A 26,936-nucleotide genomic window follows, 5' to 3' on the forward strand; every position below is an offset into this window, starting at 1 on the left:
GGAAGGGTGACAGATTGATGACAAGTGTATCTTGCCCATTCGTTGAAGTTTCAGAACCAACCTTTGTTGCCGCTGTGCGCGCGTGAAACGGATCGTCGTTGCCATAACCGGAGCGACCGGTGCGATCTACGGGTTGCGCCTGTTGACAATGCTGAAAGATCAAGCTGGCTGGGAAACGCATCTGGTCATGTCGCAGGCTGCCTTGCTCAACATCCGCGAAGAGCTTGTCGATGGGCGGCAGCAATTCCAGGATGCTGCAAACGTCGTGCACAGCAGCCGCAATGTAGGGGCTAGCATCGCGAGCGGTTCGTTCCTGTGCGAAGGCATGGTGATCGCGCCATGCTCCATGCGGACATTGGCTGCAGTCGCCAATGGTCTGTCCGACAATTTGATCACCCGCGCGGCGGACGTCATGCTCAAGGAACGGCGCAAACTGGTGCTGATGACGCGAGAAACGCCGCTTAATCTGGCGCACCTTCGCAATATGACTGCGTGCACAGAAATGGGCGCGGTGATCTTCCCTCCCGTCCCAGCGTTTTACAATCGCCCACTCAACATCGAAGAAATTATCGATCACAGTTGCATGCGGGTGCTCGATCAGTTCGGACTTCATCGCAACCTGGAGGATCGCTGGCAGGGATTGAATGGCGAAAACCCCGATCCGGCATTGCCACTCAAGAAAATCGAAAGGCAGGCATGATGGCTTGGAATCTAAGGCGTAGGGATGTTTTAGGAGCCGGAGCGCTCGGCACCGCTGCCGTTGGGCTTGGCACCCTTGTGCGGTCTGAACCGGGCCGGAGCCGCACTGTCACCCTGGTTGAGGAAAGTGGCGTGCCTGAAAGCCGCCAGTTCGCTTCCGCTCTGATCGACAGCGGCTTTGCAAGCGAAGTGATCCGCATCGACCAATCCCTCAATGGCTTGCTGCACGAACTTGAAGCAACCACCGGGACGATCATCGGGATGACATCTGATCCCGTCGCGATGATCGCAGGGCAGTTGCTGGGCGAACGCGGCGCCCTTGCGCGGCAGTTCTGGCAGCATCACTTTGCGGGCGGCAGATGGCGTCATCGGACCGAAGGAAGCGTACGCCTGATTGAGAACACGACACACGCCTGGCCGGTGGCAGTTGCTCACCAGTTGCAGAGCGCAATTGGCAACAGATCACCTCAAGTCTCAAACGACTGCACCTCCGGGTCCTGCGCGTTACTTGCCAGCAGTCCTGGTATGCTGGTGTCGTGGGTTTATGAATTTGAAGGATATCAATCGTGAGCAGCAGTGTTCCCCAAGGGGTTGCCGCCGCCGATTTCTCCAATGCGCTCAAAGAGTTCGCAGGAGTCGTCGGCAAAGACCGTGTTTATGTCGATGAACAACCGCTGTCGAGCTACAGGGATGCTTATTCTCCCCTTGCCGACGGTGAATTTATGCCTTCAGCGGCCGTTGCCCCTGACGGTGTCGAACAGATTCAGAAAATCCTCAAGATCGCCAACGCTTACAAGATTCCGCTCTGGACAATCGGCACCGGGCGCAACTTCGCTTATGGCGGCCCTGCCCCGCGCAAGTCCGGCTATGTGATGCTTGACCTGCGCCGGATGAACCGGATTATCGAAGTCAACGAAAAATACGGGTATGCTCTTGTCGAGCCCGGCGTTTCGTACATGCAGCTTTACCGGCATCTGCGTGCGATCGGCAGCAAGCTCTGGATCGATCCCGCGGCGCCAGCATGGGGCGGCGTGATGGGCAACGCGCTGGAACATGGTGCAGGCTACACCCCTTATGGCGATCATTTCATCATGCAATGCGGCATGGAAGTGGTCCTGGCTGACGGTGAAGTCGTGCGGACCGGCCAGGGCGCACTCGCGGGATCGAAGCACTGGCAGGTAACCAAACACGCCGCCGGTCCGCAATTTGACGGCATGTTTACCCAGTCGAATTTCGGCGTTGTCACGAAAATGGGCATCTGGCTGATGCCCGAACCTCCCGGCTACAAACCCTTCATGATAACCTACGAGCGTGAGGAGGATCTCGAGGCGATCTTCGAGATCACCCGGCCGCTGAAGGTTAACCAGATCATCCCGAACGCCGCCGTTGCGGTCGATCTTCTGTGGGAAGCATCGGCGAAGGTCACACGTCGCCATTACTTCGATGGCAAGGGCCCGCTCCCGCAGTCGGCCCGCACGCGGATCGCCTCGGACCTCAAGCTGGGGATGTGGAACTACTACGGTGCGCTCTACGGACCACCCCCTATTATCGAGAACAACTGGAAGATCGTCGAGGAAGCCTTGATGAGCATCCCCGGCGCGAAGCTGTACCTCGACCGGGAGAATGACCCTGCCTGGGATTACCGCGTGCGGCTGATGCGCGGCGAGCCGAATATGACCGAATTCAGCATTATGAACTGGATCGGTGGTGGCGGGCACGTCAATTTCTCGCCGATCTCAGCGCCAAGCGGCGCGGAAGCGCTCGCTCAGTACAACATGATAAAGCGGCGCTGCCACGAGTTCGGTTTCGACTACATAGGGGAGTTCCTTGTCGGTTGGCGGGACATGCATCACATCCTGATGATCATGTATGACCGGGCCGACGAGGCGATGCGCAATAGAGCCTACGATCTCTTCGGTCTGTTGGTCGATGAGGCGGCAGAAATTGGGTTCGGCGAATACCGCACCCACCTCGCCTTCATGGACCAGATTGCCAAAACCTATAAGCACAACGATGGAGCATTGTGGGACCTTCACCACCGCATCAAGGACGTGATGGACCCCAACGGCATTCTTTCACCGGGCAAGCAGGGCATCTGGCCCAAAGCGATGCGAGAAACATCGTGAGCGAAACGGCAGCTTGGACCCCTAAGTCAAGGATGGAAGAAGTATGAAGAATATAGACCACTGGATAGGTGGAGCCCGGGTAGCGCCAGGCAGTGGTGCCTATTTTGACGACCTCAATCCAGTCGATGACAGTGTCTACGCAAGGGCCGCTGCAGGCACCGCCGATGATGTCAACCGCGCGGTTGAAGCTGGCTTGGCAGCATTCCGCATGCACCGCAACCTACCTGCCGCAGTTCGTGAGGGCTGGATGTTCAAGGCGGCGGAGATCATGGAACGCGACGTCGCCAAGTTCCAGGAAGTGGTGATCGATGAGGTCGGCTCGCCGGTTGCCAAAGCAGGCTTCGAGACCCGGTTCGCGATCGGGTTCCTGCGTGCTGCCGCCGGGGTTCCGCGCCGGGTCCGAGGCGAAACCATTCCTTCGGACACACCGGGCCGTTTCAGCATGAGCCTGCGCCAGCCGGTTGGTGTCGTTGCCGGCATAACGCCGTTCAATGTTCCGCTGATCAAGGGGATCAAGCAGTCCGCCATGGCGCTTGCAACCGGCAACGCCTTCGTTCTGCTCCCCTCCGAAGCCGCACCGCGCCTGGCTGACTTGCTCGCAGATCTGTGGCGTGAGGCGGGCGTTCCTGATGGCCTGTTCAACATCGTCTACGGCAATGGTGCCGAAATCGGCGATGCGCTCACCGGTCATGCCAATGTCGCTGCGATTACTTTCACTGGCTCCTCGCGCGTCGGCAAGCACATTGCCGGGATCGCAGCCAGGAACCTCAAGAAATATACGCTTGAGCTTGGCGGCAAGAGCCCGCTGATCGTCTGCGCCGATGCCGACCTGGAAAAAGCGGTTGGAGCGGCACTCTTCAGCATTTTCATGTTCCAGGGCCAAGTCTGCATGGGCGCGTCGCGCATCTATGTCGAACGCTCCATTTTTGATGATTTTGCGAAGGCCTTCGCCGCCGCAGCTTCCAAAGCCAAGATGGGCGACTTGCGCGAACCCACCACCATGCTTGGCCCCATCATCTCCGAACGCCAACGCGATCGGGTGCGCAGCCACGTCGATGATGCCCGCGCAAAAGGGGCCGAAGTGCTGGCCGGTGCGGAGTGGACTGGCAACTGCTGCTCCGCGACGGTGCTGCGCGGCGTTACTGCCGACATGACTGTCTGCTACGAAGAAACCTTTGGGCCGGTCACCTCGCTCTATCCGTTCGACACGCTCGAAGAGGCGATCGAACTGGCGAACGATACCGAGTACGGCCTATCCGCCTCGATCTTCACCCGTGATCTGGACAAGGCCTTGCGCTTTGCTCACGAGGCCGAAAGCGGGATGGTCCATATCAACGCCCCGACCCTTCATGACGAGCCGCACGTACCGTTTGGGGGGACCAAAGCTTCCGGCTTCGGACGCGAGGGCACCGAAGCCGACCTCGAGATCATGACCGAGTGGAAATGGGTTACGATCCAGTCCGCCACGGCCAATCCCAGTGGTCACTAATCCCGCTCGCGTTAGGAACCGAATATGAACGACTTGGCCAATAAAGCGCGCGGCATTTCCTCGTTGCGGGACTTTCTTGAACTTCTTGAAGGCGAAGGCCAGGCGATCACCTGGAGCGAACGGGTGCTGCCGGAACCCGACCTGCGCAATGTCGCGGTCGCGGCTTCGCGCGATGCCAATGGTGCGCCCGCGATCTTGTTCGACAACATCGCCGGCTATCCCGGCAAGCGTACCGTCGTAGGCGTCCACGGTTCATGGGACAATATCGCGTTGCTGCTGGGCCGGCCCAAGGGCACGACAATCCGCGAGCTGTTCTTCGAGATCGCCGGTCGCTGGGGCGATGCCGAGGCTCAGATCAGTTACGTTCCCGAAGGCCAGGCTCCGGTCCATGAGTGCCGGGTCGAAAGCGGAATCAATCTCTACGACATCCTCCCGGTTTATCGCATCAACGAATACGACGGCGGGTTCTTCATGGGCAAGGCTTCGGTCGCGTCACGCGATCCCGAAGATCCCGACAATTTCGGCAAGCAGAATGTCGGCATCTACCGGCTGCAAGTACAGGGCCCGGATAGCTTCAGCCTGATGACTATTCCGTCGCACGACATGGGTCGGCAGATCATGGCGGCCGAACGCAACGGCCTGCCGCTGAAGATCGCGGTCATGCTCGGCAACCACCCGGGACTTGCGGTCTTCGCCGCCACGCCGATCGGTTACGAGGAATCTGAGTACGCCTACGCCTCGGCGATGATGGGCGCGCCGATCAGACTTACCAAATCTGGCAATGGCGTAGATATTCTCGCCGACAGCGAGATCGTGATCGAAGCGGAAATGCAGCTGGGCGAGCGTGTGCTGGAAGGTCCGTTCGGCGAATTCCCCGGTTCTTACAGCGGGGTCCGCAAGGCGCCGATTTTCAAGGTTACGGCGGTATCGCATCGCCGAGATCCGATCTTCGAGAATATCTACATCGGCCGTGGCTGGACCGAACACGACACGCTGATCGGGTTGCACACCTCCGCGCCTATATATGCCCAGTTGCGCAAGGACTTTCCCGAAGTCACGGCTGTCAACGCGCTCTACCAACACGGTTTGACCGGGATCATCTCGGTCAAAAACCGGATGGCCGGCTTCGCCAAGACCGTTGCTCTGCGTGCGCTGAGCACGCCGCACGGCGTAATGTATCTCAAGAACCTGATCATGGTCGATGCCGATGTCGACCCCTTCGACCTCAACCAGGTGATGTGGGCGCTGTCGACGCGTACCCGCGCCGACGATATAATCGTACTCCCAAATATGCCTGCCGTGCCGATCGACCCGTCTGCGGTCGTGCCTGGCAAGGGCCACCGGCTGATCATTGACGCGACAAGCTACCTGCGGCCCGATCCCATCGGCGAGGCGCATCTCGTTAGTCCACCGACTGGCCCGGACCTTGATGCGTTGAGCAACGCAATCCGGTTACTTCAGCAAGGAGTTGCAAAATGAGCGAGACGCTCTGTCCGCGCTGTTCGAGTACAGGCGCAATCGAAGACTATCAGGGGCGCGAGGACAACACCGTTGTCTGGACGATCTATCGCTGCGTGACTTGCTGCTTTTCATGGCGTGACAGCGAACCGGCCAGCACCATCGGGGCCGGGGTCCGCTCGGCAGACTTCGCCGTCGATGCGGGAAATCTCGATCGCTATCCCAAAATACTTCAGCAATAGGCAAATGAGGAAACAAGGATGATAGATCAGGCTCGCCAGGCGGCTGCACTGACAGCAATTGAAGCAGCTCTGGGCGCCGGAGCGGTCGACCAATCGCCCGCTGCGCTGGCCCGCTACGCCACACCCCTCGCCATTCCGGTCGGTGTTGTCCTGCCCGCAAATGAAGCGCAGCTGGCAGTTGCGCTAAGTGCGGCGAAAGGCGCTGGCGGGGTATTGCAGCCTGTTTGTAATGGCGCGCATGGTCTTGAGAAAACCGGGCTGGACAAGGTTATCGTGCTCGATTTGCAGCGCATGAACCAGGTCCTCGAGGTGAACGAGGAACTGGCTTACTGCCTGGTCGAACCCGGCGTCACCTTCCGCGAGCTCGATGCCTATATCAAAAGCAAGAATATCAAGCTTTGGGTGGATTTCCCCGGCAATCCCGATGCGAGCGTGGCCGCCAGCTTCGTGGAACGGAGCGCGGGCTACACACCCTATTCGGATCATAGTCTGATGCAATGCGGCCTTGAAGTCATGCTCGCCGATGGCAGGCTGGTCCGCACCGGCATGGGCGCCATGCCCAAAAGCACCTGCTGGCAATTGTTCAAGTTCGGGTACGGCCCGTGGGTCGACGGACTGTTCTCACAATCCGATTTCGCCGTGCCAACCAAGGTCGGCACGTGGCTGATGCCGGAACCGCCTGCTTTCAAGACATTCATGGTTACCGTGGAAAACGAGGACGGGCTGGCTCCGCTGCTCGATGTGCTCGGCCCCCTCAAACTGAACATGGTTGTGGCAAATGGCGTTGCCGTAAGTAATGCGCTTCACGAAGCCGCCTTGCTCGGCAAGAAGCGTAGCGACTACGCCGGTCAGGGCCCGATGGCGGCCAGCGCGGTCAAAGCGGCTGGTAAGGCGATGGGTTTGGGTTACTGGAATCTCTACGGTTCGCTCTACGGTCTGCCAGACAACGTCCCGATCCTGTGGGATCTGGTCAACGGCGCCTTCGGATCGGTCCCCGGGGCGAAAGTCATCGCAGACGGTCGTGGCGTCGATCCCCGGCTCTGGTCATGGCGAATGGGGACTATGACAGGGGCTGTGGCCAGCCCTCCGGCACCAATCGCACAGTGGAACGGCAACCAGGCGCTGACGGTCAACCCGGTTAGCCCGGTCGATGGTGAAGACGCGATGCGTCTTTACGAGCTTTCACGCGATACCTGCGCAGAGCATGGTTTCGATATGGTCAGTGAAGCTGTCGCCATATGGCGTTCAGCCAACCACCGCCAGTTCCTCCCAAGCACTGGGTCGGACCAGCGCAGCGGAGCGCGCGCTCGCGCCTGCGCCGAAGCCTTGATCGAGGCACAGGCGGAGGCCGGTTTCGGGCAAGTATTCACCGAACCGGGCCTGAGCGCCACGGTCGATAAGACATTCGCTTCGGGCGGACTTTCGACACTCCACTCGAGGGTCAAAAAGGCCCTTGACCCAACTGCGCTGTTCGCGTCCGCCTGATCTGCCCTGCAATCAATCGAGTTAGAGGCATAATGAAAAAACTGATCGCCATTTCGCTCCTTGGCATATTGAGCGCCTGCAACAGCGACCCGACGGTCGAAAAACCCGACGGCGCAGAGAATTATGCTTTGATGTGCGCGGGATGCCATGACCCCGGCCCGGGTCACCCTGGAACCATGCTACTTGAACAAGCAGGACGACCGGTGGCATCGCTGTTCGGCAGAGACGACCTTGATCGGGAATATTTGCGCACGATCGTGCGTCAGGGGCTTATCGAAATGCCGCCATTCCGCCCAACTGAGCTGAGCGACGCAGAGATCGATGAGATTTACGCTCACATCATGAGCGCAGAACCGCCCGTGACGACACCGGCGATGCCGGTTAAATAAGGGCCTTGAGGGCCAACCGCGTCAGCAGTGCGGCAGTATCTTTCGGAGCCGCAATTGCCGCGCGATAAGCTTCCAGGCTCAATCGCGCGGCGGATTGTGCGGACAAGTCCAGTGGTTGGCCCTGTTGCTGGCCATCATAGGCAAGAAATCGGACCAGTTCGATCTGGATCTGGCGCTCCATCTGAAGTTCGCTCGCCTTCAGGCTGGTGTAAAGCTTGTCTCTTGCAGCTTCCGCTTGCAGGTCCGGTGCCTGCTGGAGCCACGACTTGGCCCACCGCCGCGCACCGCGCACCGGCCAGACCATGTTTTCGTTCAATGCAGCAACACCACCCAGCAGGTCACCGATCTCGAATTGGCTGAGAGTCCTGCCCTCGCCTTGCGCCAACCATAGACATAACAGCAAAACGTTGACATCGAATCCATGCTCGTCCTGCAGGGCCAGACACAGGTCAGCGACTTGCGGCTTCGCATAGACTTCCAGCGAAAATTGCCAGAATTCGTCAGCAGCGTCCTTGCTTGTCATCTTCCCCATTGCCGTGACCAACTTTCATCCTGCGTTGCCCATCCGCTTGCGGACAAGCGGAATTAGAAGAAGCGATTTTCGGGCCGTGGAAGTCCGAAATGGTGGCGCAATGTCGTACCTTCGTATTCTTTGCGGAAAATGCCCCTGCGCTGCAATTCGGGCACGACCATATCGACAAAGTCGTTCAGTCCTTCCGGGAGATAGGGGAACATGACGACGAACCCGTCTGACCCACGCTCCTCCAGCCAAATTTCCATTTCGTCGGCGATTGATGCCGCCGTGCCGACAAAGGCGAGCCCCCCATAGCTGCCGGCCTTTGCGGCGAGCTGGCGGATCGTCAGATTGTGCGCCCGCGCATCCTCGATAACCTTTTCCCGCGCAGTCTTGCTGGCGTTGGTTTCGGGAATTTCCGGAAGCGGGCCATCGGGATCAAAGCCCGACACGTCAAACCCGAGCATGCCGCAAAGCGATTGAATGCCGCTTTCGTAATGGACCAGACTGTCAAGCTGGGCGCGCTTGGCCTGGGCCTGTTCGACCGTTTCGCCGACGACGACGAATGCTGCGGGCAGAATTTTCAGATGATCGGGATTCCGCCCGACCTGCGCCATGCGCCCCTTCACATCGGCATAGAAACGCTTGCCACCATCGAGATTCGATTCTGCAGCGAAGACAACCTCAGCCGTTTCGGCGGCGAGCTGACGCCCCGCCTCCGAGGCCCCGGCCTGAAAAATGACCGGCCATCCCTGGACCGGGCGAGCAATGTTGAGCGGGCCGCGAACTGAAAAATGCGGTCCCTTGTGATCGAGCACGTGCATCCGTTGAGGATCGAAATATATTCCGCTCTCGGCATCGCAGACGAAAGCATCCTCCGCAAAGCTGTCCCACAGGCCGGTCACCACATCGTAGAATTCGCGGGCGCGCAGATAGCGGCCTTCATGTTCCGGCTGCACTTCGTAACCAAAATTTTTGGCATTGTCAGGGTTTGCAGTGGTAACGACGTTCCAGCCAGCTCGCCCGCCGCTGAGATGATCAAGCGAAGCAAACCGACGCGCGACATGAAAGGGTTCTTCAAAGGTGGTCGATGCAGTCGCAACCAGGCCGATCCGTTCGGTAGCGCCCGCCAGGGCTGACAGCAGGGTAAGAGGTTCGAACGAGGTGACGGTGTGGCTGCGCCGCAGAGCATCGACCGACATGTTCAGCACGCCGAGATGATCGGCCATGAAGAAGGCATCGAACTTTCCCTCCTCCAGTTTGCGCGCAAATTGCCTTATGGCCGGGAAATTGAAATTGGCGTCGTGGATTGCTCCGGGATAGCGCCAGGCGCCGGTGTGGATGCTGACCGGTCGCATGAACGCACCGAGGTGAAGTTGGCGCTGACGAGACATCAAATTTCGCTCCTATGGCTTTGCAAATGCGATACCCGACACTCGTTTGTCCAGAATTGGCCTGATCTGGCTAACGGAGCTGCTGCTACCGGGGTTTGGGTCAGGCGGGGCTCTTCGGCTCGGCGTTCGGTACGTCGCAATGGCCCAATGCTGCGTGCATACGCCTTGCCCTCAACTATTTTACTTCTCACCCTGACAGTCTGAGTGATCTGGTGTCGGCCTAACCCTGCCAACCGATGGCCCTGCTTGCACTGCGCGCCACACCAGTGATCCTATCGATTTTGGCCTTGCTGAAAAACGTCTTTTGTTCCGCACGAGCCAAGACACTCATCGTCGCGACCAAGCGATCTTGTGAATCCAGAACCGGCACCGACGTCGCCGATAGTCCCGGTACGACAGTTCCGTAAGTCCTGGTAAAACCCACCCGCCTGGCCTCCTCAATTTGCGCGGCAAGTTCGAGGTCATCGACGACAATACCCTCAGCCCGCTCGCGTTCGACCCGTTCCCTGGTCTGTTCAGGAGGGCAATGCGTCAGAAAGAGGATCCCGGTCGACGATGTCTGCAATGGCAAGACCGATCCCGTGTGCAGAGTTGTAAACAGCGGCATTCCACCATCGATCCAGCGAATGACAGTTGGGCCGTAATCGCCCCACACGGAAAGCAAGCCGGTAGTTTTCATTTCTGCCAAAAGATCTTCCAAATGCTGCGCGGCTATGCGCACAGTGTCCAGCCGTGCCATTGCCGCCAGGCCAAGACGGACCGTGAGGCCGCCTAAATAATACCGCCCGCTCCTTTCGTCCTGTTCGGCCACCCCGGTATTTACAAAGGAAAGCAAATACCGGTGGGCTTGGCTGCGGGACAGACCTGAATGTTCTGCCACTTCGCGGAGAAAGGCCCCTTCATCTCCTCCTGTCTCCACTAAAGCCAATAAAACGCGCACACCAAGTTCAACTGACTGAATAGATTTCCTCTTATCATTATTTTCATTGATCCCATTATCAAATTCTTCACTAGTTTTCTTCATGTCTTGGTCCAATATTTCAAATTTATCAAATATGGTGATGATGAGTGAGATGCCAGGCGCTTTCCCTCAAATGTGGAACGGCGTCGAGCAAAATTCGGTGCACGGATTCGTCTGAAAAGATGATCAGCGACGTGTAGTGGGTTCATCTGCTGCCACAACCTCCTTGAGCCGGAATGTCGCGCGGAGGACTTCGGTAGGTATGGTCGATAGCGACTTTCAAGACTGGCCTGGCTGAGGATCAATGTTCATCAAACTGCGCGGCGATAGCTTTGGGTATGGCCGGGTCATCGATCGTTGGCGGCACACTGAAAGGTTCGCGATCAACGATCTTGCGCAGCAGATTGCGAAGGATCTTTCCCGATCGGGTCTTCGGCAATTGATCAACCACATACACGGTCTTTAATGCCGCGACGGCACCCAGTTCAGCGCGCACGGCCGAGATTGCAAGTCCGGCAATCGCGCCTTCATCCGCTGCCCCAGACTGTGCGGTTATGAAGGCGACCGGCGCCATGCCCTTGACGGCGTCTTTTGCGCCCACCACCGCGCATTCGCTGACCTCCGCAAGGCGCGCCACAATTTCCTCCATCTGACCGGTAGAAAGTCGGTGGCCTGCGACATTGATGATGTCATCGGTCCGCCCCATGATGTGGAGAAACCCGACGCCGTCACAATAGCCAGAATCGCCCGTTTCGTAATAGCCTGGAAAACTGGCGAAGTTTTTCGCAAAGCCAGCTTGGTTGTTCCACAGCGTCCGAAAGGCTCCAGGCGGCAGGGGTGTCTGAATGACAACGTTGCCGCTTTCGCCCTCGTCCACCGCGGTGCCATCGTCGCGCAGAATTGCAAATTTGTAGCCGGGCACTGCAAGCCCCGCGCTGCCTGGTTTGCGCCGCAAATCGCCCATCGCGAAACATGAGGCGATGGCCGGCCAACCCAGCTCGGTCTGCCACCAGTGATCAAACACTGGCAGCCCGCTTTCCTGCTCAAGCCATTCAATGGTTGCGGGGTCCGCGCGCTCACCTGCGAGGAAGATCGCGCGGCATTCGCCCGTGCCGATCTCTTTCAAGGATCTTGCTTCGGGATCTTCCTTGCGGATCGCCCGGATCGCAGTGGGTGCAGTAAAGAAGGTTCTGACCTTGTTGCGTGTAATCGTCCGCCAGAAAGTGCCAGCATCGGGCGTGCCAACCGGTTTCCCCTCGAACAAGACAGAGGTTCCTCCCACCAGCAACGGCCCATAGACGATGTAACTGTGGCCAACGACCCAGCCAACGTCCGATGCCGCCCAGAACGCGTCACCCGAACCAATGCCATAGATATTCTCCATGGACCACGAAAGCGCAACAGCATGGCCTCCATTGTCGCGCACGACACCCTTGGGAATGCCGGTAGTTCCCGAGGTGTAGAGGATATAGAGCGGGTCCCCCGAAACGAGCGACACACAGGCTGGCATTGGATCGCTTGCGGTGCGGTTGCGCAGTTCCTGCCAATCAATATCCCGCTCATGGCCAAGGTCGGCCGTCAGCCGCTCGCGCTGCAGAAGGACGACATGTTCAACGCTGTGCAACGAAAGTTCGACCGCCTCATCAACCAAAGGTTTGTAGGCAATGACCCTCGCCCCTTCGAGCCCGCACGAAGCGGTCAGGATTACCTTGGGTTTGGCATCATCAATCCGCTTGGCAAGTTCCGGTGCGGCGAATCCGCCGAAAACCACCGAATGGATCGCGCCCAATCGTGCGCAAGCCAGCATCGCGAAGGCCGTCTCGGGCACCATCGGCATGAAGATGACGACCCGGTCGCCCTTCGACACACCCAGGCTGGCAAGCATCGCCGCCACCCGTCCCGTTTCCATCAGCAGCTGTGAATAGGTGAAGCTGCGAAAGGCACCTGTAGAAGGGCTGTCGTAGTTCAGTGCAACTGCATCGCCGCGTCCTGCCAGGACATGCCTGTCCAGGCAATTGTGGCAGGTGTTGAGAATCCCGTCGGAAAACCAGCCCTTATCTTCGTCATAGGTCAGCCGGGGCTCCGAAAACCAGTCCAACGTCTGCGCGGCGTCCGCCCAAAAGCCTTCAGGGTCTTCGGCAGCGTGACGAAACGCTTCGGCATATGACTGATTGTGCTGTTTTTCGGTCACGGCTTCATGCATCCTGGGTTGCGCATTCGAAGAGTCTCGGGGCTATCGACGTGAAATGGCGATCGCGGCGATGATCATGATCGCGCCCACAAAATGATATGAAGATAAATATTCATCAAGGAGCGGTATGGCGAGTCCGACCCCGAACACCGTCGGCAAGTTCATGTAAACCCCTGCGCGAACCGATCCGATCAACACTACCGAACGGTTGAACAAGCCATAGGCGGCAAGCGAGGGAAATATCCCAACATACAGAACGGTAGCCACGACTTCGACCGACGGCAACGACAGGCCTTCGCTGGCCAGCATGGCGAAATAGGGTGTTGCCAACGACGCCGCGCCGATCGCAAAAAGGGCGGCGAGCAAGCTGAGGTGATGCACGGCCGGCGCCTTGCGAAGGAAGGTGGCGTAGGCCGAATAAAGGAATACAGCCGTCACCGCGAGCAAATCCCCGCGGTTGAGTGCGCCCCATTGCAGGGCAAGCGGATGCCCTTGAGTGACGATCCACACGACCCCCGCAAACGATAGTCCGGCGCCGAGAGCAAGAAGTGGACGCAACCGCTCCCCGAACACAACCGCAGGTATCACCATCGTCATGATCGGCATGATGGCTTGCAGCATCAGGCTGTTGGTTGCAGTAGTATACTGTAGACCCGCATAGACGAGGTAGCTGAACAGCCCGACACCAAAAAAACCGAGCGGCATAAGCACTGGCCATGACTCGCGCAGAGTTTGCCTATCGTCCCTGATATGTCGCCAGGCGAAAGGAAGCACGAACAGAAAAGCAACCACCCACCTCCAGAATGCAAGCGACATTGGTGAGACCAAGTCACGCGCTGCGCGGGCGACAATCGGATTCAAAGCCCAGAAAAAGGATGCCAGGCAAAGCAGCAAGGTTGGCGAGTTCCAGACTGCCGATCGCGCGTCTCGCCAGACAGAGAGGCCACGGGCAAGCGTGCTCAAAACCAGGGCCCAAACAGGCCAAACAGCACTTGCGCAAGCGCAGTTTTTTGCATATCGTGCATCGCATTGCCTATAGTGTTTGAATTTTTTAGATTCAAGCCAAGAGAGCCGTACGGAGAGAAGTATGCCTGGAACCACCAACCTTGTCGACAATGTCGAATTGAATCAGTCGCGCGAGATTTTCTGGGACAAGGACGTATACAACCTTGAGTTGGAGCGCATTTTTGGACGTTCGTGGCTGTTTCTGGGCCACGAGTCGCTCCTTCCCAAGCCCGGCGATTTCATCACCACCTATATGGCTGAAGACAAGGTCATCCTGTCGCATCAGCAAGATGGCTCGTTCCGGGCGTTCATCAATTCGTGCACCCATCGCGGCAACCAGATTTGCCATGCCGACAGCGGTAATGCCAAGGCGTTCGTCTGCAACTACCACGGCTGGGTTTTTGGTCAGGACGGCAGTCTGGTTGATGTCCCGCTCGAAACGCGGTGCTATCATGGCCAGCTCGACAAGGCGAAGCTGGGTGCCAAGCACGTTCGGGTAGAGACGTACAAGGGCTTCATTTTCGGCTGCGGCGATGCCGACGCTCCAGGCCTGGAGGAATATCTGGGCGAATTCCGTTGGTACCTCGATACGATCTGGGAGGGTGCCGGTGGCGGGATGGAGCTGCTGGGTCCGCCGATGAAAAGTCTTCTGGCCTGCAATTGGAAGGTGCCGACAGAGAATTTCGTCGGCGATGGCTACCATGTCGGCTGGACCCACGCCGGCGCCTTGGCCCAGATCGGCGGCGAACTTGCCGGTCTGTCCGGGAACCGGGCGGACCTGCCCTTTGAAAGTCTGGGCTATCAGTTCACAACCCGGCACGGGCATGGCTTCGGAGTGATCAACAACGCCGCCCCGGCGATCCACGTAAAGCGCGATGGCTGGGCAAAATTCCTTGCCGACACCCGCGCTGAAGTTGGCCGAAAGTTCGGACCGGAGCGTGAAGAACTTTATGTTGGCCACTGGAACTGCTCGATCTTCCCGAGCTGCTCGTTCCTTTACGGAACCAATACGTTCAAGGTCTGGCATCCGCGTGGCCCGCACGAGATTGAAGTGTGGACCTACACGATGGTGCCGCGTGACGCCGACGCGGAAACGAAGAGCATGATCCAGCGCGAAGCCACCCGGAGTTTCGGCACTGCCGGAACGCTGGAAAGCGACGATGGCGAGAACATGTCGTCGTCCACCTTTGTCAACCGCGGAACCATCACCCGCGACGGCCGGATCAACTCCAGCATGGGTGCCGGCTTCGAAGGTCCGCACCCCGTTTTTCCGGGGATTGTTGGATCCAGCTTCATCGGCGAAACATCCCATCGCGGTTTTTATCGCTTCTGGAAGGAAATGCTGGACGCGCCCGATTGGAAAGCGGTGAAGGCAAACGACGACACCTGGGATTCGATTTTCACCAATCGTAATTACTGGAACGACAAAGCCGACGCAGCCGAGTAATTCACAAACTTTTTCAAACGTATCGAATGCCGGAGAGTTTATGTCGGGTAAACAGACCTTAGCGGGATTGGATGTCCAATCCGCGATTGAAATGCATTATCGTGCCGAAGTCCGGATGCTGCAGAACGGGCAATACCGAGAATGGTTAGCGGACATGGTCGCCGAAGACATCCATTACTGGATGCCGATTTATGAACAACGCTTGATCCGCGACCGTCGCCCCGACCCGACACCCGACGATGCTGCAATTTATAATGACGATTATGGCGAGCTCAAGCAACGCGTAGAGCGGCTTTATTCCGGCACCGTCTGGATGGAGGATCCGCCGTCCAAGATCCGGTACATGGTAAGCAACGTCGAAGCTTTCGATGCAGGCAATGGCGAGTTCGACGTTTATTCAAACGTGGTCGTCTATCGCAACCGCCGCCAACTTGAAGTGACCGTTCATACGCTGGGGCGTGAGGATAAGCTGCGCCGGGTTGGTAATGGTTTCCAGGTGTTCCGGCGCAAACTGCTGATCGATGCGCGCGTGACGCAAGACAAGAACCTGTACTTTTTCTGCTAATAAAGCGCCCAAGAGCGCAATAAGAGGAGAGCCTTTATGCAAGCCTATGCCGCAATCATTGAAAGCCAGGGCGGGAAATTTGTCCTCGATAACGTCGATATCGAAGAGCCCCGTGACGGTGAAGTACTCGTCAAGATTGCGGCGGCTGGGATGTGCCACACCGATCTTACCGTCCGCGACCAGTATTACCCGACCCCTCTTCCCGCCGTTCTGGGCCATGAAGGTTCTGGCGTTGTCGAAAAGGTAGGGCGCGGTGTCACCACGGTCAAGCCGGGCGACAAGGTGGTGCTATCGTTCAGCTATTGCGGGACTTGCCCTTCGTGCATGAAGGGTCACCAAGCCTATTGCCCAAGCCTTTTTCCGCTCAATTTCATGGGCCGTCGGCTTGACGGATCGACCCCGATCACCCGCAACGGGGAAGATGTGAATGCCTGCTTCTTCGGACAGTCTTCATTCGCGACCTACTCGATCGCAACTGAAAACAACTGCGTCAAGGTTGCCGACAACGCACCGATTGAACTTCTCGGCCCATTAGGCTGCGGAATTCAGACCGGCGCAGGCACCGTCCTCAACGCGCTGCAGCCTGCCCCCGGCTCGTCGATTGCAATCTTCGGCGTCGGCTCGGTTGGTCTCAGCGCGGTGATGGCTGCAAAGGCTTCCGGTTGCCTCAAGATTATCGCGGTCGACCGCAATCCAACGCGTCTGCAGTTGGCCCGTGAACTTGGTGCGACCGATATTATCGACGCAACAACCACCAATGCTCAGGAAACGATCATTGCCATGACGGGGGGCGGCGCGGACTATGCGATTGATACTACCGCCATTCCGCAGGTTCTGCGCAGCGCGGTAGACAGTACCCATACCATGGGTGAAACTGCCGTGGTTGGTGGGGCAAAACTGGGCACTGAATTCTCGCTCGACATGAACAACATGCTTTTCGGCCGCAAATTGCGCGGGGTGGTCGAAGGTTCGAGCACGCCGCAAGTCTTCATCCCGCAACTGATTGCGATGCGCGAGGCCGGTCTGTTTCCGTTCGAACGGCTCTGCACGTTCTACGATTTCGACCAGATCAATCAAGCCGTCGAGGAAACGGAAGTTTCCGGCAACGCGATCAAGGCCATTCTCAAGATGTAATGCGGCCTTTGCGCCCACTCTGCGGTCGATCACCGCAACAGAGTGCGGCGCAGGGCTAGACCGATTAGGGGCCGATCGACCAGCAGGGCCACAAAATGGGAGCGAACGGACAGGAGCATCGCCTGCCGTTCGCTCTTAGTGTTCCATGCGGCAAGCCGCACGTCGATGACCAAGGTTGGGCTTATAATTCTGAAGTCGAATAGAGACCTGCAAACCGCGTGCCTCGCACTTGGCGGATGACGCTAAGGACCGTCATAATGTTTGGGAAGTGCAAAAAGATGGGCCAAAAGCCCCAAGCCGCGGCGTCATGAGCTCGATCGACGGAGCGCCCCAAGTCGGGACGTCAACTATTGCGGACGGATCCCAACCTACAACCGGGCTTCCAGTTCCTCGTCGGTTCTGGGCGGCACTCTCGATCTGGAGTGCAATATTTCTTACCATTATGGACGTATCAATTGCTAACGTAGCCCTGCCTTTCATCTCGAAAGGTTTGGCCATAACTGCGGCAAAATCGGTATGGGCAATCAACGCCTATCAGATCGCCATCGTGATGGCGCTTTTGCCGATGGCAAAGGCCGCCGAAATCCTTGGCTACAAGAAAGTCTATCTGGGCGGCCTCTTGCTTTTCATGCTTGCAGCCTTTGGCAGTATCAACGCAAGCAGTTTGGCAGTTCTGGCGTCGTCGCGCTTTGTGCAAGGTATCGGTGCCGCGGCAGTAATGGTGGTCAGCGGGGCATTGGTTCGGACAATCTACCCTCCTGCATTGGTCCCGCGCGGCATAGGATACAATACCATCGCCGTTTCGATTGCTTCGGCCGCCGGACCGGCGGTCGGTGCGCTCGTCCTTTCGATTGCGGGATGGCACGCCATTTTTGCAGTGGGGCTTCCGTTCGGCTTGCTTGCGCTTGCGCTCGGATTCTGGGCAATCCCTTCGACCGGGTCGCAAAAAAAGGCATTCGATTACCGTTCGGCCTTGTTGTGTTGTGCGGGCTTTGCGGCCTTATTCCTCTTCCTCAATGATCTGGCTCAAGATTCCGCTTCTCGGTGGACTTTGCTTTCAATCAGCATCGCGATCCCGGCCATATGGTTCCTCGGTAAACGCACGACAGCCAACCAGGACTCGATGGTACCGCTCGATTTGCTGAAGCTGGACTCGCTGCGCACAGCTTATGCTATGTCTGCAACAGCCTATGCTGTCATGATGCTGATCACATTGTCATTCCCATTCATTCTGCAACAACGGTTTCACTTCAAACCTGAGACTATTGGCCTTTTCATGGTGCCACTGCCGCTCGGCATCGTGATTGCAGCGTTCGTTTCCGGGCGTCTGGTCAATCGCTATGCGTCAGCCTGGCTGTGCGCTTCGGGGTTGATCGTCCTAACCGGTGGCGCAATTTGGCTGTCATTGTTGCAACCGGGCGTTTCGACGTTCCAGCTCGTCGCAGCGGCAGCGATTTGCGGCATCGGCTTCGGCATTTTCCAGGTTCCCAACAACCATAGTATGATCGCTATTGCTCCACACGCCCGCGCTGGAGCGGCTTCGGCAATGCTGTCGTTGTCAAGGCTGATTGGTCAAACGTTAGGGGCCATTCTGGCCGCATTGATGTTTCGCAAATTTGGCGCGCAGAGTGACGCGCCAATCGTAGCTGCGGCCTTGATTGCTCTGGCGGTGGCTAGCGCAACCCTGCTGCGAAAAGATCGGAGCAGGACCACAATGGTTGAGTGACCCCTAGCCGCCTGCAACCGTTCGATCATCGCGCACGTAGGCCCGCAAATATGCAGCATCAGTCTCAAAATTTGTCATAATCGGCACAGCCATATCGTCCCATGCTACCGCACTGAGGCCATTACCTAGCTGGTCGATTGGCATCAGTGCTAAGCGCTCGGTCTGGGCGGCCTTCCTAACACCAAGGATCGCCTCCAACGCTTCTATGGAGTTCTCGCTAGGTCCGGACGCGAATTCGACCTTAGACTATGACGATGTCTTTAGGCAAAAAAGGTCTGATCGAACTGATCGAGCAAAAGGCTGATGGTGATTTTGTAACCGAGAAACTTTTGATGGACAGTGTAAGAATATTCACCGGCGTAAGGAGCCTGTCCTTCATTTCTGCAAAATTGCCTGGGCTGCGGCCAGCCTCGCGATCGGTACCCGGAAGGGCGAAGCGCTGACATAGTCCAGCCGGACCTCCTCACAGAAGGCAATGCTGTCCGGATCGCCGCCATGCTCGCCGCAGATCCCCAGCTTGATGTCGGGCCGCGTCGACCGCCCGCGTTCGGCCGCCAGCCGGACCAGCTGGCCGACCCCTTCGATATCCAGGCTGACGAACGGATCGCGCGGGAAGATTCCCTTTTCGACATAAGCGCCAAGGAACCGCGCGGCATCATCGCGGCTGACGCCCAGCGTAGTCTGGGTCAGATCGTTGGTCCCGAACGAGAAGAATTCACCAACTTCGGCAATCTCGCCAGCCATCAGCGCCGCGCGCGGCAGTTCGATCATCGTGCCAACCTGATAGGCCATTGTCCGGCCCTGTTCTGCGAACACCGCCGCCGCGGTCCGATCGACCAGGGCCTTGAGGATTTCCAGCTCCTTGCGGGTGGCGACCAGCGGGATCATCACCTCGGGCACCACGGCCTGGCCGTGCTGGGCTTCCACCTCGCAGGCGGCTTCGAAAATCGCCCGGGCCTGCATCTCGTAGATCTCGGGAAAGGTGATCCCCAGGCGGCAGCCGCGATGGCCCAGCATCGGGTTGAATTCGTGCAGTTCGTTGGCCCGGCGGCGCAGGGTTGCCGCCCCTACTCCGATCATCTCGGCCAGATCCTCGAACTCGGCATCTTCGTGCGGCAGAAACTCGTGCAGCGGCGGATCGAGCAGGCGGATCGTCACGGGAAGGCCCGCCATGACCTCAAAAATCGCGTGAAAATCGGCGCGCTGTTCGGGCAACAGCTTGGCCAAGGCGGCGCGTCGCTGGCCATCGTCTTCAGCTAAGATCATCTGGCGTACCGAGGCGATCCGCTTGGCGTCAAAGAACATATGCTCGGTCCGGCACAGGCCGACCCCTTCGGCGCCAAACTGACGCGCGGTATGGCAATCGGCCGGGGTTTCGGCATTGGTGCGAACCTTCATCCGGCGGTGCCGGTCGGCCCATTCCATCAGGACGCCGAAATCGCCGACCAGTTCGGGCTCGATCGTCTTTACCAGCCCGGCCATAACCTCGCCGCTGGCACCGTCCAGGGTGATGACATCGCCTTCCTTCAACTCGCGGTTGCCGATCCGCAGTGACCGGCTGGCGAGGTCGATCGAGACGGCCGAGGCGCCAGAAACGCAGGGCCGCCCCATGCCACGCGCCACCACCGCGGCGTGGCTGGTCATGCCCCCGCGCGCGGTCAGAATGCCCTTGGCGGCGTGCATGCCGTGAATATCTTCCGGACTGGTTTCCACCCGCACCAGGATTACCGCCTCGCCCATCGCCGAACGCTTTTCAGCGCTGTCGGAATCGAGCACGATCGCGCCCGATGCCGCCCCGGGCGATGCCGGCAGGCCGTGCGTCAAGACGTCACGCGGGGCCTGGGGATCGAGCGTTGGGTGCAGCAGCTGATCAAGCGCCATCGGATCGACCCGCAGGATCGCGGTCTTTTCGTCGATCAGCCCTTCGTGGACCATGTCGACCGCCATCTTCAGCGCGGCCTTGGCGGTGCGCTTGCCGCTGCGGGTCTGGAGCATCCACAGCTGCCCGCGTTCAACCGTGAATTCGATGTCCTGCATGTCGCGGTAGTGTTTTTCAAGCAGCTCGAAAACCGCAGCCAGTTTGCCGTAAGCTGCCGGCATTGCCTCTTCCATCGATAGCGGCTTGGCCTTGGCCCGCTCGCGCGCGGCCTTGGTCAGGTATTGCGGGGTACGCATCCCGGCGACCACGTCTTCGCCCTGGGCATTGACCAGCCATTCGCCATAGAACGCCCGCTCACCAGTGGCTGGATCGCGGGTAAAAGCCACACCTGTGGCGCTGGTATCGCCCATATTGCCGAAGACCATTGCCTGGACGTTGACCGCGGTGCCCCAGTCGCCCGGGATGTTATTTAGCCGGCGATAGACCTTGGCCCGGTCGGCATCCCAGCTGTCAAACACCGCTCGAATCGCTCCCCACAACTGTTCGTGGACATCCTGAGGGAACGGGCGGCCCAGCTCAGCCTCGACAATCTCTTCGTATTCCTTGACCAGCGCCTGCCAATGCTGCACCTCCATCTCAACATCGGAGTAAAAGCCGTTGTTCTCCTTGACGATTTCCAGTGCGCCTTCAAACAGGTGGTGGTCCACACCCAGCACCACATCGGAATACATCTGGATGAAGCGGCGATAGGAGTCCCAGGCAAAGCGCGGATCGCCCGAAGTTTGCGCCAGCCCCGCAACGGTGGCGTGATTGAGCCCTAGATTGAGCACGGTATCCATCATCCCGGGCATCGACACGCGTGCGCCCGAACGGACCGAAACCAGCAAGGGATCGGCCGGATTGCCAAAGCTTTTGCCAACCGCAGCCTCGATATGGGCCAGCGCTACGGCCACTTCGGCCTTCAGACTGTCGGAAAAGTCATTTCCTTCCGCCAGATAAAACACGCATTGTTCGGTGGTGATGGTAAAGCCCGGGGGAACTGGCAGGCCGATTCCGGCCATTTCCGCCAGGTTTGCGCCCTTGCCGCCGACAATCGTCTTGTCGCGGCTGCGCGGATCCTGGCTGTTGGCGCCGCCGCCGAAGGCGTAGACTTGATTGTTCATAATGAAGCTGGTTTCCTTGAACGTGACAAGATTTGCCCGTTAGCCTTCGAATCGCAAGAAGGTCCGCCACATAGTGCAACGCATTGCACAAAGGCGCAAGTGACCTGAGGCGGAATGGGCGTCTCTGAGCTTCGGCATCATTGACGGTCGTCCGTCGTCAGTGCACTGCTACCCAACCTCGGTCCACTCGGGTCTGGAGTATTCCGCCTTGCTCATGTCCGATGGGCTGGTTGCACCGGCTGAGTTTGCCAGCATGATCGGGGGGATATTCCCGATCGCGCTGTGCGGTCGCTCTTCGTTGTAATGTTTGCGCCACGCCTCCAGCGTTTCGCAAGCATCTTCCAGCGATAAGAACGAGTGCGCGTTCAGGCATTCGCTGCGCAGCTTGCTGTTGAATGCTTTGATGAATGTCCCTTCGACAGGCTCAGGGCAGGATTATCTGTGGGCTTACCAGGACGGGAGAAGTCAAGGGTCACCCCGCGTTGGTAAGCCCATAGGTCCATGTCCCGAGAGATGAACTCGCTGCCATTGTCCACCCTGATCGCCTTCGGGTACGATGGTGATCGATGCGTCTGGCTGGGTCGTGCGGATTTGCGGACTGCTACCAACGAAGCCGACGAACGCAACTGTGTCCTTCATGGGGCAGGACAATCAAGGTACTATCGTCAACACCAATGACGCTGACCCCTCGAGGTTCCCCTCAGGCGCGTGGATGGTAGTGCCGGATTACAAATGGTTTGCTGCCCATTCGACACCCTTCACCCCGCGCACCCGTACGGGCGCCTTTGATGGTATGGGAAAGACAACATCGGTGGTGCGAGATGCCGGATCCATCACCGACAAATCGACCGTACCGATATTTTGTACGGCAGAGGCGCCGCGCCGGATCAGGTTGACAAAAATAGCTACCTGCTGGGTGGCCTTCCGCCCTACTTGTCGATATTAGATAATAGACGCATGCGTCAAATTGAACGCCTGCGCTCATAATGCAAGGCAGCAAGATGTGAATGCAGGAAAATGGCCAAGGCACCGCCCCATCGACCTTGCCAAGCGTGAGGCGATTTTGGACGCGGCGCGCGACGAATTTTTCATGCATGGCTTTGCTGGTGCCTCAATCGAAACCATCGCCAGCCGCAGCGCTGTTTCAAAAGTCACGGTGTACAACAGGTTTAAGACCAAGGAGGCCCTGTTCACAGCCATGGTACAACGCGAATGCGTCATGATGGGAGCGGATTTTGTCTCACCTGAAGAAGCCGGTGGCGACCTCAGGGACACACTGATGACTTTTGGACAAGCGGTGATCCACTTCCTTACCCAGCCCCACATAATTAGTTTTGGGCGCCGAATCGGTGCCGAAGCGGAATTGCGGCCAGAAGTCGGCGAATTGTTCCTGAATACCGGACCGCGGCGGATGCAGCGCGAATTGACCGCGCTGTTGGAGGCGTCAGTCGCAAACGGAAAAATCCGCTGCCATGACTGCCGCCTCGCGGCAGGCCATCTTTTTGGACTACTGTGCGGCTTCGACATGTGCATGGCGCGCTTTTCAACCGAAGAGCCCGACCGGGAAAAACTGTGCGCGAACGTGAGTGATGCCGTAGACCGGTTTCTAAAGGCCTATGGCGTTTAAAGACATGCCCCCCGCTTTCCCCCGGCTGGGATTAGAGCAGGGCGGTGGTTGTGCACTGCTACCCAACCTCGGACCACTAGGGTCTGGAGTTTTCCGCCTTGCCCAGATCCGGTGGGCTGGTTTCACCGGCTGAGTTTGCCAGCATGATCAGCGGCTACAGATCTATGGTTCGGACGGCTTGAATCCATTCGTCGACTTCGGATTCGACCCACACCGTACACCTGGTTCCCAGTGATCGAGGCTTTGGAAAGCGCCCCTCTTTTGCTCGCTGGTAAATTGCGGTGCGTTTGAGGCCGACACGCTCGATAACATCTGGCAGGCGAAGCAGACGTTCCGGCTGAGCAAAGCCTCCCGGAATCGGCTTGTCATGCGCTTCACTTGCGATCGTGCGACATTCGTTGGGCAGTGGATCGGGCTCATTTCGCATAGAGCGTGTCCCGTCGCTCGAGTTCGTCGATATGCTCGGCCAGAAGGCTCGCCACCCGGTGCGCCGCGCCCTTGGCCCATCGAGGCCTGACCTCGTGTAGTTGATTGCCCAGACTTCGCTCGAGTGCTTCCGGGAGCTCTTGCAGGAATATCTCGAGGAAATATCCGAGATCGGTATCCATCCAGTCTGTAGCCTTGCCGCTTTTCCCGAGCAGCTGAAGCGCCAGAGCCGCATGCGGCTTGGCGCCGCTGGCAGACAGAATACGGATGGCCTCGTCAAGCGTGGCAGCGCGCTTACCTTCGAGAATCCGGCGAAGCGCATCCTTATGGATGCGCGCCTCTTGTGCAATGTCCTGGCGCGCCCTCCCGCTTGCGATCACAGCGGAGACAATCGTCCAGCAAGCGAGCCGCATGGAGATCGATAGCGACAAGTTGGCGGCATCTTGCCACCATTTCGTTGAGGCTTTGCCCTGACGAAGCACTCTCGTCCAATCGAACATTTGCAAGGTAGAGTATCGAATGGGGCGCTTCTCTACCTTCGACAAGAGTCGCCTTCGCGAGCTTCTTCAGTTCGCGAGCTGCCGCGATACCAATGTCGGGGTAAGGACCAAACGAGAGAAGCTTCTCTTTGCCCCTGAAGCGATACTTCAGGCGCCAAAGCTTCGAACCATTTCGCTGAACCAGAAGGTACAATCCCTCCCCGTCCGCCAGCTTGTAGGGTCGATCGGTGGCTTTTGCCTTTCTGATTTGAATCTCGCTCAGGGCCATTGGGGGTATCGCTCCTTTTCGGTACCCCCGGAAAATACCCCCAAAATACCCCCACGCCAAATCCGGCTTCAAGCGAATGCAAGCGGACGCATGCGGACGCGAATCACGCATATCATTCTGAATTAATTAGATTTTACGGACGCATGCGGCAGCAAACGAACCCATGCGGATTCGAGATTGGTAGCGGAGGAGGCGCTATAACTTTCGTCTCAGGCAATTTCAGAGCGTCCCCAACTACTCTGTAAAATCAGCGATTTATCTTGTAACGTGTTCGCGGTCGGTCGCCCTGAATCGCCTGAATTCCCGCTGAAATGTGGGAACGATTGTGGGACCAAATACCACCGTTTTTGGCGGTATGAATCCCTGACAGGGGCTCGAACCTGATGGCGTTGACAGTATTGAAAGTGAAGAACGCAAAGCCCGGTCGCCATGTCGATGGCAGGGGCTTGTGCCTCGTCGTAAAGCCCAGCGGCGCGCGCACCTGGGTGCTGCGCATGCAGTTAAAAGGCCGCCGCCGCGACTATGGGCTGGGATCGGCGCATGATGTTTCGCTATCCGATGCCAGAACAGCGGCAGCAGAATTGCGCCGCCGAGTTCGTGAAGGCTTCGATCCTGTCGCCGAACGGCGAAAGGCGCGCAAGGTCATTCCGACCTTTGAGGCCGCAACCCGCACATGCCATGAGACATTGGGCGACGGGTGGAAGGATGGCCATCATGCCCGGTGGCTGTCTGGTTTCGAGCGGCACCTCTTTCCGCGCATCGGCAAAAAGCCGGTCGACAAGGTGGACAGCGCCTGCGTCGTCGAGGCGCTTTCCCCGATATGGCTGGAGATACCGGAAACAGCGCGGCGCTTGCTCCAGCGCATCGGCGTAGTGCTCGATTTCGCGCATGTGAAAGGCTGGGTGCCAGAAGAAGTGTCGTTGCGTTCGGTGCGCAAGGGCTTGCCGCGTCAGAACGACAAACGCGGGCACATGGAGGCCATGCCCTATGCCGACGTTCCGGCGCTGATGCAGAAGCTTGCCAGCGCCGCCCCGACGACCGGGCGCGACGCCTTGCGCTTCACGATTTACAACGCCGTGCGGTCCAACGAGACGCGCCTTGCGGTATGGGCCGAGTTCGATCTCGAAAAGGCGGTATGGACCATTCCGGCTGAACGGATGAAAGCGGGCGAAACCCACGTCGTGCCGCTTTCGACACCGGTTGTGGCACTGCTGCGCAAACGCTGGGATGAGCGGACCAGCGATACAGGCTTGGTCTTTTCCAACGACGGCAAGAAGCCGATCAGTGACATGACCATGACCAAGCTTCTGCGCGACGATGGCTTCGCCAGCATCACGGTGCACGGCTTCCGATCCACCTTCACCGACTGGGCCGCCGAATGCACCGACTTCCCCAAAGAAGTCGCTGACAAGGCCCTCGCCCACAAGCTGCCTAACAAGGTCGAAGCCGCCTACCGCCGAACCGATTTCTTCGAGAAGCGCCGCAGACTGATGAAGCAATGGGCGGATTATCTGAGCAATCGCACACGAGCAGCGAATACGGCGGCAGCCGAGCCTACTTCGGCTCGCGCTGCCGCATGACCAGTTCGTGCAGACTGGCAGTCGTGATACGGGTCGATTTGCCGAGCTTGATGACCTCAATTTCGCCAGACGCAATCAGTTCGTAGAGCTTGGTGCGGCCGACGCCGATCATGCGCGCAGCGTCATTTACCTTCACGCAGATCGGCTCGACCGGAGGCGGCGCTATCACCGCGCAGCGCTCTCATTCCGATACGACACCGGATCATCGATCCAGCGGTTCACGGCGGATTCCCGCCAGCCCGCGCCGTGGACGCTAATCTTCACCTGGGACGGGAAAGTCCCCTCTGCGATCTTGCGATACATGGTGGAGCGGGACAGGCCGGTGCGGGCGAGAACGGTTTTGAGGCGGATGATCTTGTCGGTGTTGGGCATGGGACGTGCTTCCATTCATTGGCAGTTACTGGTGCCCCCTGATCCAAGAATTTCGTTTCGGGTCATCGAGTGCAATGGAATTCGCAACCACTGTGCCCGTGTTCGCAAACGCGGATAGAATAACTTGCGGAGGGACAGGAACGGTTATGGAAGAGTAGAGAAGGGGGCGGACGCAAGTTCCGGGTGGCTTGATGCGGCACCATGCAGCCTGCTCGACTGGCCAATTTCTCGAAACGCGCATCTGATTTTCATCAGAGCCGGAAATCCGCGCCGAGATTGACGAAGATTGCGTGCGA

At 58.4% G+C, this 26,936-nt stretch carries 25 protein-coding genes and 1 pseudogene; 14 read left to right on the plus strand and 12 right to left on the minus strand.

Translation table 11 applies throughout. The features are described 5' to 3' along the window. Positions 1-82: 82 nt before the first annotated feature. From U4960_RS10050 to U4960_RS10085, 8 genes are all read left to right on the plus strand, one after another. Entirely contained in the window at positions 83-700 is a 618-nt protein-coding gene (locus tag U4960_RS10050; RefSeq protein ID WP_324260500.1) for a UbiX family flavin prenyltransferase, read from the plus strand. A gap of 131 nt (positions 701-831) precedes the next feature. After that, the gene (locus tag U4960_RS10055; RefSeq protein WP_324260501.1) at positions 832-1,269 is read left to right on the plus strand and encodes a hypothetical protein; all 438 of its coding nucleotides are present in this window, start codon (positions 832-834) and stop codon (positions 1,267-1,269) included. Further along, positions 1,266-2,825, plus strand: coding sequence for an FAD-binding oxidoreductase (locus tag U4960_RS10060; protein WP_324260502.1), 1,560 nt, complete (start codon positions 1,266-1,268; stop codon positions 2,823-2,825). Before U4960_RS10055 ends, U4960_RS10060 begins: the two co-directional genes overlap by 4 nt. A 43-nt stretch (positions 2,826-2,868) precedes the next feature. Continuing rightward, positions 2,869-4,314 carry an aldehyde dehydrogenase family protein gene (locus U4960_RS10065; protein WP_324260503.1) on the plus strand — a complete coding sequence of 482 codons (1,446 nt, stop codon included), beginning with the start codon at positions 2,869-2,871 and terminating at the stop codon, positions 4,312-4,314. 24 nt (positions 4,315-4,338) lie between these two features. Continuing rightward, a complete protein-coding gene (locus U4960_RS10070) occupies positions 4,339-5,793 on the plus strand; it encodes a non-oxidative hydroxyarylic acid decarboxylases subunit C (RefSeq protein WP_324260504.1) in 1,455 nt (484 codons plus the stop codon). Next, complete coding sequence (locus tag U4960_RS10075) at positions 5,790-6,014, plus strand: non-oxidative hydroxyarylic acid decarboxylases subunit D (protein ID WP_324260505.1); 225 nt, start codon at positions 5,790-5,792, stop codon at positions 6,012-6,014. Before U4960_RS10070 ends, U4960_RS10075 begins: the two co-directional genes overlap by 4 nt. Positions 6,015-6,032: 18 nt before the next feature. After that, positions 6,033-7,499, plus strand: a complete 1,467-nt coding sequence (locus U4960_RS10080; RefSeq protein WP_324260506.1) for an FAD-binding oxidoreductase — start codon at positions 6,033-6,035, stop codon at positions 7,497-7,499. A 32-nt stretch (positions 7,500-7,531) separates the two neighbouring features. Beyond that, a complete protein-coding gene (locus tag U4960_RS10085) occupies positions 7,532-7,888 on the plus strand; it encodes a c-type cytochrome (RefSeq protein ID WP_324260507.1) in 357 nt (118 codons plus the stop codon). On the opposite strand, the gene U4960_RS10090 is transcribed toward U4960_RS10085, so the two are convergent. The 5 genes from U4960_RS10090 to U4960_RS10110 form a co-directional block, all read right to left on the minus strand. Next, a complete protein-coding gene (locus tag U4960_RS10090; RefSeq protein ID WP_324260508.1) occupies positions 7,881-8,432 on the minus strand; it encodes a TIGR02444 family protein in 552 nt (183 codons plus the stop codon). The genes U4960_RS10085 and U4960_RS10090 overlap by 8 nt on opposite strands. A 41-nt stretch (positions 8,433-8,473) precedes the next feature. Then, complete coding sequence (locus tag U4960_RS10095) at positions 8,474-9,796, minus strand: LLM class flavin-dependent oxidoreductase (RefSeq protein ID WP_324260509.1); 1,323 nt, start codon at positions 9,794-9,796, stop codon at positions 8,474-8,476. 220 nt (positions 9,797-10,016) lie between these two features. Further along, positions 10,017-10,820: an IclR family transcriptional regulator gene (locus U4960_RS10100; RefSeq protein ID WP_324260510.1), complete on the minus strand. Its 804-nt coding sequence runs from the start codon at positions 10,818-10,820 to the stop codon at positions 10,017-10,019. A gap of 238 nt (positions 10,821-11,058) precedes the next feature. Continuing rightward, complete coding sequence (locus U4960_RS10105) at positions 11,059-12,960, minus strand: AMP-binding protein (RefSeq protein ID WP_324260511.1); 1,902 nt, start codon at positions 12,958-12,960, stop codon at positions 11,059-11,061. 30 nt (positions 12,961-12,990) lie between these two features. Then, positions 12,991-13,911, minus strand: a complete 921-nt coding sequence (locus U4960_RS10110; RefSeq protein ID WP_324260512.1) for a DMT family transporter — start codon at positions 13,909-13,911, stop codon at positions 12,991-12,993. Between the two features lie 124 nt (positions 13,912-14,035). Between U4960_RS10110 and U4960_RS10115 the strand changes: the two genes are divergently transcribed. The 4 genes from U4960_RS10115 (at position 14,036) to U4960_RS10130 (ending at position 18,825) form a co-directional block, all read left to right on the plus strand. Further along, entirely contained in the window at positions 14,036-15,400 is a 1,365-nt protein-coding gene (locus U4960_RS10115; RefSeq protein ID WP_324260513.1) for an aromatic ring-hydroxylating oxygenase subunit alpha, read from the plus strand. 40 nt (positions 15,401-15,440) lie between these two features. Then, entirely contained in the window at positions 15,441-15,965 is a 525-nt protein-coding gene (locus U4960_RS10120) for an aromatic-ring-hydroxylating dioxygenase subunit beta (protein WP_324260514.1), read from the plus strand. A 36-nt stretch (positions 15,966-16,001) separates the two neighbouring features. Further along, entirely contained in the window at positions 16,002-17,099 is a 1,098-nt protein-coding gene (locus tag U4960_RS10125) for an NAD(P)-dependent alcohol dehydrogenase (RefSeq protein ID WP_324260515.1), read from the plus strand. 307 nt (positions 17,100-17,406) lie between these two features. Then, complete coding sequence (locus tag U4960_RS10130; protein ID WP_324260516.1) at positions 17,407-18,825, plus strand: MFS transporter; 1,419 nt, start codon at positions 17,407-17,409, stop codon at positions 18,823-18,825. Between the two features lie 375 nt (positions 18,826-19,200). On the opposite strand, the gene ppdK is transcribed toward U4960_RS10130, so the two are convergent. Together ppdK and U4960_RS10140 are read right to left on the minus strand one after the other, a co-directional pair. Continuing rightward, entirely contained in the window at positions 19,201-21,867 is a 2,667-nt protein-coding gene (gene ppdK / locus U4960_RS10135) for a pyruvate, phosphate dikinase (RefSeq protein ID WP_324260517.1), read from the minus strand. 168 nt (positions 21,868-22,035) lie between these two features. Further along, a pseudogene (locus tag U4960_RS10140) lies at positions 22,036-22,433 on the minus strand (transposase); the annotation flags it as partial. 401 nt (positions 22,434-22,834) lie between these two features. Between U4960_RS10140 and U4960_RS10145 the strand changes: the two are divergent. Continuing rightward, a complete protein-coding gene (locus U4960_RS10145) occupies positions 22,835-23,494 on the plus strand; it encodes a TetR/AcrR family transcriptional regulator (RefSeq protein ID WP_324260518.1) in 660 nt (219 codons plus the stop codon). Positions 23,495-23,648: 154 nt separating this feature from the next. Here the strand turns inward: U4960_RS10145 and U4960_RS10150 are convergent, their stop codons facing one another. From U4960_RS10150 to U4960_RS10160, 3 genes are read right to left on the minus strand one after another with little or no spacing between them, the layout of a single operon-like run. Further along, the gene (locus U4960_RS10150) at positions 23,649-23,921 is read right to left on the minus strand and encodes a helix-turn-helix transcriptional regulator (protein WP_324260519.1); all 273 of its coding nucleotides are present in this window, start codon (positions 23,919-23,921) and stop codon (positions 23,649-23,651) included. Next, positions 23,911-24,333 carry a hypothetical protein gene (locus tag U4960_RS10155; protein ID WP_324260520.1) on the minus strand — a complete coding sequence of 141 codons (423 nt, stop codon included), beginning with the start codon at positions 24,331-24,333 and terminating at the stop codon, positions 23,911-23,913. Before U4960_RS10155 ends, U4960_RS10150 begins: the two co-directional genes overlap by 11 nt. Then, complete coding sequence (locus tag U4960_RS10160; protein WP_324260521.1) at positions 24,245-24,799, minus strand: Arm DNA-binding domain-containing protein; 555 nt, start codon at positions 24,797-24,799, stop codon at positions 24,245-24,247. Before U4960_RS10160 ends, U4960_RS10155 begins: the two co-directional genes overlap by 89 nt. Positions 24,800-25,071: 272 nt before the next feature. Here U4960_RS10160 and U4960_RS10165 point away from each other — a divergent pair, with 272 nt between their 5' ends. Then, the gene (locus U4960_RS10165; protein ID WP_324260522.1) at positions 25,072-26,268 is read left to right on the plus strand and encodes a tyrosine-type recombinase/integrase; all 1,197 of its coding nucleotides are present in this window, start codon (positions 25,072-25,074) and stop codon (positions 26,266-26,268) included. On the opposite strand, the gene U4960_RS10170 is transcribed toward U4960_RS10165, so the two are convergent. Both U4960_RS10170 and U4960_RS10175 read right to left on the minus strand, forming a co-directional pair. After that, complete coding sequence (locus tag U4960_RS10170) at positions 26,243-26,437, minus strand: helix-turn-helix domain-containing protein (protein WP_324260523.1); 195 nt, start codon at positions 26,435-26,437, stop codon at positions 26,243-26,245. The two genes, U4960_RS10165 and U4960_RS10170, sit on opposite strands and share 26 nt — an antisense overlap. After that, positions 26,434-26,640, minus strand: a complete 207-nt coding sequence (locus U4960_RS10175; protein ID WP_324260524.1) for a helix-turn-helix transcriptional regulator — start codon at positions 26,638-26,640, stop codon at positions 26,434-26,436. Before U4960_RS10175 ends, U4960_RS10170 begins: the two co-directional genes overlap by 4 nt. Between the last annotated feature and the right edge of the window lie 296 nt (positions 26,641-26,936).

The sequence above is a fragment of the Altererythrobacter sp. H2 genome (genome assembly GCF_035319885.1).
Classification (GTDB): Bacteria; Pseudomonadota; Alphaproteobacteria; order Sphingomonadales; family Sphingomonadaceae; genus 34-65-8.